Origin of the sequence: Flavobacterium amylolyticum (assembly GCF_048284335.1) — a bacterium.
GTDB lineage: Bacteria > Bacteroidota > Bacteroidia > Flavobacteriales > Flavobacteriaceae > Flavobacterium.
This window is the reverse complement of the sequence record NZ_JBLVPG010000002.1, coordinates 124,019-136,695: the sequence shown is the minus strand read 5'-3', so window position 1 is coordinate 136,695 and position 12,677 is coordinate 124,019. Positions and strand designations below refer to the sequence as shown.

Annotated in this window: 9 protein-coding genes; 5 read left to right on the top strand and 4 right to left on the bottom strand. The window is 31.7% G+C overall.

Features of this window, described 5'->3' with window-relative positions; all coding sequences use genetic code 11:
* Nucleotides 1–8: 8 nt before the first annotated feature.
* A complete protein-coding gene (locus ACNQF9_RS06800; RefSeq protein ID WP_417960260.1) occupies nt 9–389 on the top strand; it encodes a RidA family protein in 381 nt (126 codons plus the stop codon).
* Nucleotides 390–542: 153 nt separating this feature from the next.
* Here ACNQF9_RS06800 and ACNQF9_RS06795 read toward each other — a convergent pair whose 3' ends face one another.
* The 4 genes from ACNQF9_RS06795 to ACNQF9_RS06780 form a co-directional block, all read right to left on the bottom strand.
* Nucleotides 543–1,394, bottom strand: a complete 852-nt coding sequence (locus ACNQF9_RS06795; protein WP_417960261.1) for an N-acetylglucosamine kinase — start codon at nt 1,392–1,394, stop codon at nt 543–545.
* Nucleotides 1,395–1,509: 115 nt separating this feature from the next.
* Nucleotides 1,510–2,514 carry a type I glyceraldehyde-3-phosphate dehydrogenase gene (gene gap, locus ACNQF9_RS06790; protein ID WP_417960262.1) on the bottom strand — a complete coding sequence of 335 codons (1,005 nt, stop codon included), beginning with the start codon at nt 2,512–2,514 and terminating at the stop codon, nt 1,510–1,512.
* A 74-nt stretch (nt 2,515–2,588) separates the two neighbouring features.
* Nucleotides 2,589–3,575, bottom strand: a complete 987-nt coding sequence (gene pfkA / locus ACNQF9_RS06785) for a 6-phosphofructokinase (protein WP_417960263.1) — start codon at nt 3,573–3,575, stop codon at nt 2,589–2,591.
* Nucleotides 3,576–3,942: 367 nt separating this feature from the next.
* Entirely contained in the window at nt 3,943–8,340 is a 4,398-nt protein-coding gene (locus ACNQF9_RS06780; RefSeq protein WP_417989903.1) for a translocation/assembly module TamB domain-containing protein, read from the bottom strand.
* A 236-nt stretch (nt 8,341–8,576) separates the two neighbouring features.
* Here ACNQF9_RS06780 and tsaD point away from each other — a divergent pair, with 236 nt between their 5' ends.
* The 4 genes from tsaD (at nt 8,577) to ACNQF9_RS06760 (ending at nt 12,554) form a co-directional block, all read left to right on the top strand.
* Nucleotides 8,577–9,599, top strand: coding sequence for a tRNA (adenosine(37)-N6)-threonylcarbamoyltransferase complex transferase subunit TsaD (gene tsaD / locus ACNQF9_RS06775; RefSeq protein WP_417989902.1), 1,023 nt, complete (start codon nt 8,577–8,579; stop codon nt 9,597–9,599).
* Nucleotides 9,600–9,602: 3 nt separating this feature from the next.
* A complete protein-coding gene (locus ACNQF9_RS06770) occupies nt 9,603–10,310 on the top strand; it encodes a 16S rRNA (uracil(1498)-N(3))-methyltransferase (protein ID WP_417989901.1) in 708 nt (235 codons plus the stop codon).
* A gap of 20 nt (nt 10,311–10,330) precedes the next feature.
* A complete protein-coding gene (locus ACNQF9_RS06765) occupies nt 10,331–10,969 on the top strand; it encodes a DUF4159 domain-containing protein (protein WP_417989900.1) in 639 nt (212 codons plus the stop codon).
* Between the two features lie 640 nt (nt 10,970–11,609).
* Nucleotides 11,610–12,554 (top strand): zinc metalloprotease, encoded by a 945-nt coding sequence (locus ACNQF9_RS06760; RefSeq protein WP_417989899.1) that lies wholly within the window; start codon nt 11,610–11,612, stop codon nt 12,552–12,554.
* The last annotated feature ends 123 nt before the right edge of the window (nt 12,555–12,677 follow it).

Genomic DNA, 12,677 nt, shown 5'->3' with positions numbered 1-12,677 from the left:
GCCACTATATGAAAAAAATAATTTTTACAGAGAAAGCTCCAGCTCCAATTGGACCTTACAGCCAAGCAATCCTTAAAGGAAATACACTCTACACTTCGGGACAAATTGCGATAAACCCTGCAAACGGGGAATTAATTACGGGCACTATTGAAACCGAAACCGAACAAGTCATGCAAAACATGAAAGCAGTATTAGAAGCTGCAGGAATGTCATTTGATGATGTTGTAAAAACAACCATTTTTATTATGGATATGAATGATTTTACAAAAATCAATAGTATTTATGGATCTTATTTCAATGAAAAAACCGCTCCAGCCCGTGAAACGGTTCAAGTGGCTTGTTTGCCAAAAAATGTAAATGTTGAAATTTCGATGATAGCTATACTTTAAAATCGGTCTCTGTATTCACGCATACCAGTAAGCAATCCGTCTGATGCTATTTGAACATCTGCTTTATTATATATATTTAAAAAATCACTAGTCATTTTCCTTTTTAAAAGTAAATGACTAGTGATTTTTGATTAGGCGAAGGTCTTCGTAAAACTATTTATTAGCAATATGATAGGCTATTAGTCCATCAATAGGTCTTCTTAAAACATTTCCTAGTTGTAGTTCGTATTTATCAAAAGTTTCTTTTAATTCTTCCTTTAGATAAAAAGCAATTGATCCTACAAAATGTACAGGTACCTCTTTGCAATTGTCATACTGTTTAATGTAATTTTTTACAAAAGACTTCATTCCTTTAAAGATAATTTTTCTACAAAATTCTGTTTCTTTATGCTGAATTAAAAACTTGGCAAAAGTGGCTAAATAAGCATTTGGATTGGGTTCTTTATACAACTTGCTTTTTATAGCGTCCGGATCCAAATCGTATTCTTTTTCAAATTCAACAGCCAATTCTTTTGGCATTTTATTAAAATAATACTTTCGAATTAATTCTTTTCCAAAAACGTTTCCACTACAATCATCCATGGCGATGTAACCTAAAGATTGTACTTTTTGATGCAATTCTTTTCCATCAAAATAACTACAGTTTGACCCCGTACCTAAAATAGAAACTATTGCTTTTTCTCCTTTGGGAGTGGTTGCATAAACAGCAGCATACGTATCCTCTTTAACATCTATAATAGCATTAGCAAAATACGTTTGAAAAACTTGCGAAAGTGTAATTTTCATTTTATCGGTACCACAACCTGCTCCGTAAAAAAATAAATGGGTTGCATTTTTCTTGTTCTGTAAAATATCGAAACGATCGTTTAAACGTTCAATAATTTCATCGGCTTCTAACACTTCAGGGTTTAATCCTAATGTTTGAGTTGTAAATAATACTTTTCCATTGTCATCTATCGCAATCCAATCGGCTTTGGTAGAACCACTATCAACTATTAATCTCATTTTTATGGTTTTTTGGGTTTTGGGGTTGCCTCTTTAAAAAATTATTTAATTAAGAAAAGCAACAAAAAATAAAATCCCGTAAAACAAAGTTAACGGGATTTGTAAATATAGAGAATTATTTTAACCCTGCAATATGCACAGATAAATCAATTAATTTGCTAGAGTATCCATATTCATTATCATACCAAGAGATGATTTTGAAGAAAGTAGAGTTCAATCCAATTCCAGCATTAGCATCAATGATAGATGTTCTTGAATCAGAAACAAAATCCTGAGAAACAACTAAATCTTCCGTATATCCTAAGATACCTTTCATTGTAGTTTCAGAAGCATTTTTTAACACAGCCATAATTTCTTCGTAGGTAGTTTCTTTTTCAACTTTTACAGTTAAATCAACTACAGAAACATCCGTTGTAGGAACACGCATTGACATCCCTGTTAATTTTCCGTTCAATGAAGGAATCACTTTCCCTACTGCTTTAGCAGCACCTGTAGAAGATGGAATGATGTTACATGAAGCTGCACGACCACCTCTCCAGTCTTTTCTAGAAGGACCATCAGTAGTCATTTGTGTTGAAGTTGTTGCGTGAACAGTAGTCATTAACGCTTCAACAATTCCAAAGTTATCATTTATTACTTTAGCTAATGGAGCTAAACAGTTTGTAGTACAAGATGCATTTGAAACAACAGTATCAGTTGCTAAAGCTTTATCGTGATTTACTCCCATTACAAACATTGGAGCATCAGTAGAAGGCGCTGAAATAATTACTTTTTTAGCACCACCTTTGATGTGCTCGCTTGCAGTTTCAATAGTGGTAAAGAAACCGGTACATTCAGCAACAACATCTACTCCTACTTCATCCCATTTTAAATTTGCAGGATCTCTTTCTGCAGTAATTCTGATATGTTTATCGTTTACAAAAAGTTTCCCGTCTTTAACTTCTACTTTTCCTGCAAAACGTCCGTGAACTGAATCGTATTTTAACAAATAAGCTAAATGATCAACGTCTAATAAATCATTAATTGCTACTACTTCTACATTATCTCTGTTGTAAGATTCTCTGAAAACAATTCTTCCAATTCTTCCAAAACCGTTTATTCCTAATTTTACTTTTGACATTTTACTTTAATTTTTTTGTTCATTTTTATTAACTCAATATAAAGTCTAATTTCCTCACAATAAACTTTAACCACTTATGTAGACATAATGTCTGAAACTCTTAATAATTCTCTATCAATTTCAGTTTTCCCTTTAATTGCTTGCTCCAGAGGTGTCAAGGTAACTTTATCATTCTGCAATCCAACCATGTAATTTGATTTCCCTTCTAACAATGATTCTACTGCTTTCACACCTAATCTACTTGCTAAAACTCTATCAAAACAAGACGGTGATCCACCACGCTGCATGTGACCTAATACAGAAACTCTAACATCATATTCCGGTAAATTAGCTTCCACATAATCTTTTAATTCGAATACGTTTTTACCTATTTTATCGCCTTCTGCAATGACAACTATGCTCGAAGATTTTCCTGATGCCTTACTCTTTTGCAGCGATTCTAATAATCGATCCAAACCTAAATCTTCTTCAGGAATAAGAATTTCCTCTGCTCCTGCACCAATACCTGCATTCAAAGCAATATGTCCTGCATCTCTTCCCATTACCTCTACAAAGAATAAACGGTTGTGTGAACTTGCTGTATCTCTAATTTTATCAATTACATCTACTACAGTATTCAATGCCGTATCATATCCTAAAGTATGACTCGTTCCAAAAATATCATTATCTATAGTTCCTGGAATTCCCATCACTGGAAAATTAAATTCAGTGTTGAATAATAAACCTCCTGTAAAAGTGCCGTCACCACCTATTACTACTAAGGCGTCGATTCCTGCTTTGGTAAGGTTTTCGTGAGCTTTTTTTCTTCCTTCGGGAGTTATAAATTCTAAAGATCGAGCCGATTTTAAAATCGTCCCTCCTTTATTGACAATGTTGTTTACACTTCGAGGTCCCATTTCTTTGAAGTCACCTTCAATCATTCCTTGATACCCTCTATAAATTCCTATACATTCTATGTTATGATAAGCACAAGTTCGAACAACCGATCGAATAGCAGCATTCATTCCTGGTGAGTCACCTCCCGAGGTTAGAACACCAACTTTTTTTATTGTTTTTGGCATTATTTAAGTATTAAAGTGTAAAACTAGCAAACATTAACCACTTTCAAGGCTGTGTTTTTAATAAATTAGCAAAGCATGATGAATTCAAACGTTTTCGTTAATAAGTTTTTGAAAAATCAAAATAAATTGAATTTTATTTAACAAAATTAAAAAATAGTCTACTTTTATTTAACAATTAACAATTGATCTGTTTTTTAATTGTAAAAACAGGGCAAACACTGCATTATTTATGGATACCAAATCTTAGGAAATTTTGCTTTTACATTTTAACAAAAAACTTAAAATAGGACCAGCGCTGGAAGTGGTATTTAATTTAATCTTAGTTTGTGATTATCGTAAATTAAAATTAATACTTAAAATTAAAAAATTAATTTTCCTCCGGAATTAAACCTTCTTGATTTTTTTTAATTCTTACAGTATTCGTTTTCTTGGATTTAGAAAAATTAATGTAATCTGGAGATAAATTAGAATCTTGATCTTCAGAAGCTGGAGTAGTGACCTTATCAAATTTAAGGTTTTTAAAAATCTTATTGACAAATTCTTTAAAAGTATCAAAGTCTACTTCATAAGAAACTCCTAAACCTTGTGTATAACCTATCCCTTGACCAATATAATTAATATCATTCTCTTTATTAAAAAGCCTTAAATTAAGGCTCCCATCCTCGTTTACTCTATAAAGTACTTCAACGTCCCCAACAATTGCCGATTCGTTTATTCCTCCAAAAGGCACTCCCAATTTACCATTAATAGTAACCCTTTCATTAATTTTAGATGAAATTGTAGCAACAAATCGTCCATCAGTTTCTTTACCTATTCTTCTGTCAGCACCAATAAAGTTTAGCCCAACTTTAAATTTTTCATCGTCCGATTGAATGATACCGCCTAAAATACTAGATGCTGTTTCAAATAAGCTTCCAGAAAAATCAGATTGACTTACTCCTTCGGGGCTTAAAAACCCTCCAGAAGACAACAAATACAAGGCTTGTGTTTGTCGTACATCTTTATCATTTAATTTATATTGAATTTCTGACTTTAATACATTACTAACCGTTGGGAATTCAATATTGAAATCAGGTTCTGGACTTGTTAAATCTCCACGAAGTCCTATTACCACTTCTACGGGAACTTTAGTATTAAACGAAGAATTATCCAATAAAACTGCAGGATTTGCAGAGGTTTTATATACCGCTTCAAGATTTAATTGGGCTTTCATCGGGTTGCCTTCCCAGGAAATAGAGCCACCTTTTTTAACTGCAAATTTCTTATCGATAAGTCCCCCATATTTGAAATTATAGGTTCCTTCATAAGCCTGAAAATCCCCCCACATATTGAATCTTCCTAAAGTATTAATCTTAAACAATAACGATCCAAACCCTTTACCTTTCATACCATGACCAGTATTCCGGTCTAGAATAACTTCTACTTCTGCGTCTGGAGTAATATCAAAATCAAATTCTAATTCAAGTCCATTATAATTCCTGGTATTATCAACAATTCCTTTTTCTAAATTATATTTCTCTTGGGCACTTACAAAATGAATAAAGATATTGTCACTGACACTCTCTGCATTGTTAATCGGTATTTTGACAGCAGTCCCTTTTTCAGATTTTGCATTTACTTTTATAAACAAGGAATTGGTAGGCCCTTTTATAGTTGCTGTACCATCAATAAATGCTGTCCCATAATAAGCGGCATCTTCACTATCTTTAGTATCTAGCGCTACTAGTCTTTTTGAACTAATTGCTAAATCTAATTTCCAGTCTGTAAAATTACTATGCTGAATACTTCCATTTAAATTGCCTTTAGTTCCGTATTTAGTATCCGTTAGAGTATTATTTCTAAACAAGAATCGTTCATCTGTTAAGTCAATAATTGTGTTGTTACTTAAGGCATAATCTACATTCAAATACGGCACTGTTATTCCAGCATCATCCAAAAATAAACGTCCATTGATATTCGGCTTTTTGAGATTGCCCTCAATTGTAGCGTTTCCTGCTATTGAGCCTCTAATGTTAGATAACACTTCTCCGCCGAGTGAGTTTAAAGTGGCGATATTAAATTTTTCGAAATTTAATTTTAAATCAAGAATAGTCTCTTTATTAACAATTTCAAAACTTCCGTCAGCATTAAATGATTCTAGATTATCATTTTCTAAATTCGAATTTATAGTAAATTTCCTAAGGCTTTCATCACCTTCAATATCAAAATTTAAAGTACCTAAATCCGTTTTATTTACATTTAAATTATCAATTACTATAGAGGAAGTAGGTTGGTAAACATCCTTATTCTGCTTAAAATTTACTGCTCCATTTATGTTTCCATGCACAATAAACTTTTCATTGGTAGGCGTAATTTGGTTTAAATCAACATCTTTAAAACTCAACTTCAAATCCTTAATAGTGGTATCCTTAAATACTCCACCTAATGAAATGGACTGATCTTCATGAGATAAAATTATATTATCAATATTGAAATTTTTAAATGACTTATCAAAAACGATTTGATTATCCGGTGTTTCTTTTTCATTCAAAAACCAAAGATAGTCCTTGAATTTAACTTCTGATTTACTAATTCCCACAACATTATTATTGTCCTTATTTATCGTGTGGTATAAGTTTAGATTATAATAATCCTCTGCATTTGGTCCTCCTTTAAATTCCGAACGAAAATACAATGTATCTTTCATCGTAACATTTATAAGACTAAAATCGCGTATTTTATAGTATTTTGTTTTGATGCTATCTAATTCAACATAGGCATTATAAAGCGGGTTTTTATTATCAACTGAAACCCTAATATTATCAAATGTAGTATTAGAAGCTATAATTTGTGGTGAATTAAAATTGAGTTTAAATTCCTGATTGTCAGAATTGATATTTCCTTTAACAATCGTATTAGCCCCGATTGAAATTTCGGGATAAAATATTTCGATGATTTTGTTGTAAATTGAAAAATTGAATTTAAGAAACTGGCCTTTTTTTACCTTACTGGGTTTGAAATTGGTGTACAAACTTCCCAAAGAATTCTTTACTAAATTTTCTAATTGATTGAATTCATATTTACCTATAATCTCACCCTCAACGATATCAGGAGAATTCACCGTTATAGTTCGTACCCTATTTGGGTCAAAAGAAGAAATTATTGTAAAATCATCAAAATTATAAGTATCCTTCGCGTTTTTAAAAGACGTTTTATTGATATATACATTTCCTTGAAAATTTTCTATGTTATTTCCTGTTGCCTGAACCACAACATCACCTTTAAATACAGAAACAGAATCTTTAACTAATTTTAATTTATTCAAATCAGCATTTTCAACATTAATATGAAAATCATATCGATTGTCTTTTTGACTAAGATCTAATAAACCGTCAAAAGTCATCACCAAATTTGGGTCATTAATTGAAATCTGACCTTTATAATTCGGACTTTTTAGAGTACCATTGACAACAATATTGGTGTACTTATAATTTTTATAGTCAATTTGACTAATAGCGCCTTTGATCGCAGTGTTTAAATATTTTTGTTTAAAACCTTTACCATCCACATCAATATTCAAACTAACTCTTCCTAACTCTTTTTGATCCAATAAAGTCCCAATATCAAAGTTTTCTAAAATTACATTTCCTAAATAAGACGCCTTATCAATTACATTTATATTTTGTATCTCTAAATTAGAAGTTACTCTTCCTAATGCGGTTATCATTGAAAAATCAGCTTTAACGGCAGTCGTAGAAACATTAGAAGTTCCTGAAGCTGAAAATCTTCCGAATTTCCTTAACGATGTAGGCAACTTGTTTCCCAAAATATTAGGTAGAATGACGACCAAATCTTCATAACTAGAAGTCAACTTGTCAAACTTTGCATACATCGAAAATTTCTGTCCTTTTTTGGCAAATAAATTTTTAAAATTGATATCGCCAATAATTTGTGTTTTTCGATCATCAACTAATTCCAAATTTTTAAACTTTAAATCATTAAGAGTCCCTTTGATACTTGCTTTTGTGTAAAAATGTTGGTTTTTACCAATTTCTTTATAAAAATAGCGAATATCATTCGAGGCTATGGAAGCCGAATTCAGTTGGATATCAAACAGCACTTTATCCGTAAAGTTGGAGAAATCTTCTATTTTATAATTCAATAAAACTGTTCCATTCAAAGTGGATTCCTTGGTTAATAAATCCAGATTTTCAAGCTTTATATTTTTCTTTGAATAGGTGAATTTAGATTCTAAATTTTTAACATACAATCCACGAAAGTCAAGAAAAGACATTTTGTTGATCTGGGTGGTTACATCTGGCCCAAATATTAAAAAATCATCTACAGAGGCATTCAGTTTAGTAAAATCAAGATCCTTTGGATTCTCTCTATTGAAATCCATTACAATAAAATGTCCATTGTAGATTTGTAATTTATTTGCTTTAAGCAAAAATTTTCTACTTGAGGGTTTTCCTGTTTCAAAAGCTTTTATGAATTTGTCAAGATTAGATTCCTTTTCATTTTTATATGTTTTCAAGTTTAAAACTAATCCATGCACATCTAAGTCGTCAAAGATCAAATCCCCGTCGAGTAATTTTTTACCTTCTAAAATTGTGGTTGCAATCCGTTCCGAATAAATCAAAGTATCTTTATGATGATCCAGAATTAATACTTTTTTGAATTTTATTCCACCAAAAACTGAAATGGCAACACCATCTATGGCAATATTAGTTCCAAAATCTTTATTGATACTATTAGTAAAATACTGTGCAATTCTAGTTTGCACTACCGGAATAGTTAGTGCGATACCAAGCACTAATAATAGTAGGATCAGCCCCAACAGTAAACGAAATGCTATTTTAATAATTTTTTTGATACCTATTTACTCTTTAAATTTTCTAATATTTTATTTTGCCCTTAGAAACAAGGTGCCTTTGATAAAAATTATCTAATTTTGCCTGTTTACAAAAAGTTATTTCCATAATTTATCTGTCAAATATAATTCAAAATTTGTGCCTTTTTATGCAAAATCCTGAGGTTTTTATTCTTGCCATCGAAAGTTCCTGTGACGATACTGCTGCTGCCATTTTACAAAACGATAAAGTGTTGTCAAATGTTGTGGCAAATCAGCTAATTCACAATCAATATGGTGGTGTAGTTCCTGAATTAGCTTCTCGTGCGCACCAACAAAATATTGTTCCTGTGGTAGCTGCAGCACTGAGAAATGCAAATATACAAAAAGAACAATTATCCGCAATTGCTTTTACACAAGGGCCAGGGCTTATGGGTTCCCTTTTAGTAGGAAGTTCTTTTGCTAAATCACTGGCACTGGCGTTACAGATTCCTTTGATTGCGGTAAACCACATGCAAGCACATGTATTAGCTCATTTTATTAAAGAAGACGGTTTTGAGAAACCTAGTTTTCCGTTTTTGGCCTTGACTATAAGTGGGGGGCACACTCAAATAATTAAAGTAGCTGACTTTTTTGATATGAAAGTAATTGGCGAAACCACTGATGACGCTGTTGGCGAGGCTTTTGATAAAAGTGCTAAAATCTTAGGTCTTCCCTATCCCGGAGGTCCTTTGATTGATAAATATGCACAATTGGGAAATCCAAAAGCTTTCGCATTTACCAAACCAAAAGTTCCTGGATTGGATTTTAGTTTTTCGGGATTAAAAACGGCGATTCTATATTTTATTCAAAAGAGAAAATTAGAAAATCCAAATTTTGTTGATGAAAACCTAAATGATATTTGCGCCTCGATACAACATACAATTATTGAAATTTTAATGGACAAATTAAAATTAGCGGTAAAAGAAACTGGAATAAAACAAATTGCCATTGGAGGTGGGGTTTCCGCAAATTCTGGAATTCGAAATACACTAAAAGAAACAGAGCATACATACGGTTGGAAGACCTTTATTCCTAAATTTGAATACACCACTGATAATGCTGCAATGATTGGAATTGTGGGTTATCAAAAATTTTTAACACAAACATTTGAAACTTCAGCAGTAGTTTCTAAAGCAAGAATACAATTCTAAATTATGCAATTATTTTACAATCCAAATATTACAGATTCTACGCAAATTTTTTCTTTTGACAAAGAAGAAAGCAAACACATTATCAAAGTCTTACGAAAAAAAGATACTGATATATTATATGTCACTAATGGTTTAGGAGATTTATTCAAAACAGAAATTACCTTGGCTTCTGACAGTAAATGTACTGTAAAAATACTTTCATTTGAAAAAAAGGCTCCTTCAAAATACCGATTGCATCTGGCTGTAGCTCCTACTAAAATGAATGATCGTTTTGAGTGGTTCCTGGAGAAAGCAACAGAAATAGGAGTACATGAAATTACGCCCATTATTTGTGACCACTCCGAACGAAAAGTTGTTAATACGGAACGATTTGATAAAATTCTATTGACTGCAATGAAGCAATCTAATGAATTGTATCTTCCAAAATTAAACAATGCCATCACATTCAAAGAATTCATTAAACTTAAAAATGGAGGTTTAAAACTAATAGCCCATTGTGAAGAAACAGATAAAAGAACTTTAAAATCAGTTTTGAAACCTAACGAGGATATTACCATGCTTATAGGTCCTGAAGGCGATTTTTCCGAAAAAGAAATTGCTCAGGCACTAGAAAATCATTTTACACCTGTTTCGTTAGGAAACACTAGACTACGAACAGAAACAGCTGCAATTGTTGCCTGTCACAGTGTTGTTTTCTTCAATGAAGAATAAGAATGTCTTATTTATCACCTATGAAAAAAATATTTTATCTACTGTTCCTACTTTCTATCCCATCATTTTCGCAAGAAATTGCTTTGGTAAAGTACAGCGGTGGTGGTGATTGGTATGCAAACCCTACTTCACTTCCTAATTTAATTAAATATTGCAACACTACCATTAACACCCGAATCAAATCCAAAGTAGCAACTGTAGAACCCAGTAGCCCTGATTTATTTTCATATCCTTATGTTCACATGACCGGCCATGGAAATGTCGTTTTTAGTAATGCTGATGTAAGTAACCTTAAAAATTATCTCCTTGCTGGCGGATTTCTTCATATTGATGATAATTACGGGATGGATCAATATATTAAAAAAGAAATTAAAAAAATATTCCCAAACACTGATTTAGTTGAAATCCCGGCAAGTCATGCCCTATTTCAAAGACCAAACTCTTTCCCAAATGGATTACCCAAAATACATGAGCATGATGGAAAACGACCTCAGGCCTTTGGAATATTTGTAAAAACTAAATTAGTTTTACTTTATACCTATGAATGCGATTTAGGTGATGGATGGGAAGATGCTGAAGTTAACAATGATCCAAAAGAAGTTCGTGAAAAAGCATTAAAAATGGGTGCTAATATCATTAATTATCTCTTTAATAATTAATATTAGCTTTGCTAAAACCCTTCCTTAATTAAAATCAGTATTCCCGTTTTCCATAGGAAACCATTTTAATTTTCGAAGAAAATAAAAATAAAGAACCGCTATTTTACTAAATTTATCAAGGCCAAATAATTCTCTGGCAAACTACTTCTAGGTTAATAATTCAATGCAGTAAGGTTTAATTATTAAAACGACGCCAAACTTATAAACGTATATGTCTATATTCTATTTAAAAACTGTGTTTAGTCGTTTTTTTAAGACTAGATTATCAGAACATACTCCTAAAAAAAATTATAAATTACTTCAATAGAACCAATTACCGAAAATTTGTTTTATTTTAAAAAAGAGATTAAAATCAATTATTTTAATAATTATTATAAAATTGTGATAATTAATATTTTTTTGATATTAAAAATATTAAATAACTTACTAATATATAAGTTTTAGTTTTAAACTCTTTAACTTAAAAAATTTGTATGAATCTACTTGTTTATCAAAAAAAACAATAATCCCGTAACATCAACAAAATCTAATAAATAGCAATTTTTATTAAAAAAAAATTAAAAAAAATTTTTTTTTTAAATAAATTGTTATAAAATTGTGAAATAATTAACCAAATCTATTAATTTATAACAAATTTATTATGAAAAAAATTCTTTTATCTGCTGCAGCATTTTTAATGCTTTTCTCATGTCAAAATGATGTAACAGAAACCTCTCCACAAGCAAGTGCAGTATCTCAAAGGGGTTGTGCCTCACAAGAAGTTCTTGCGGCACAAATGAAAGCTGATCCTACATTAGCAATTCGAATGAATCAAATTGAAGCTTTTACACAAAAAGCAATGTTAACAAATCGTTTAGTAAATGGTAAAGTAGAAATCCCAGTTGTAGTAAACGTGCTTTACAGAACCGCCGCTGAAAATATTTCTTTGACACAAATTCAATCGCAAATTGATGTATTGAATAAAGATTTTAATGCTTTAAACTCTGATTATTCTTCTGTTCCTGCATTATTTTCAGGTGATAAAGCGAATGTTGGAATTACTTTTGTATTACAAAGTGTTGTTAGAAAGTCTACTACTACAACTTCATGGTCTACCAATGATGCTATGAAAAAAGCACCAAAAGGGATCACTCCTACAACTCCTACAACTGTTTTAAACATGTGGTCATGTAATATGGGTGGTGGTATCCTTGGGTATGCTCAATTTCCTGGAGGAGCATCTGCAACTGATGGGGTAGTAATTGACAATAATGCTTTTGGAACTAATGGTACTGCTGCAGCTCCATTTAATTTAGGAAGAACTGCTACTCATGAAGTAGGTCACTGGATGAATTTACGTCACATTTGGGGTGATGCAACTTGTGGAAGTGACTTGGTATCTGATACACCTACACACAACACTGCTAATTACGGTATACCTGCTTATCCACATTACAGTACTTGTTCAGGAACTCCGGTAGAAATGACAATGAACTATATGGATTATACTGATGATGCTGGAATGTACATGTTCTCTAACGGTCAAAAATCAAGAATGGATGCTTTATTTGTTTCCGGTGGAGCAAGAGCTAGTTTCGGAATATAATTTTCTTTCCTACATTACAAAAAGAGGTGTCATCAATAGTCACCTCTTTTTATTGATCAATAAGCTCCTTTCGTTTTTACATAATTATAAAGTATCTCAAATTATGTAAATCTTATTTCAGTA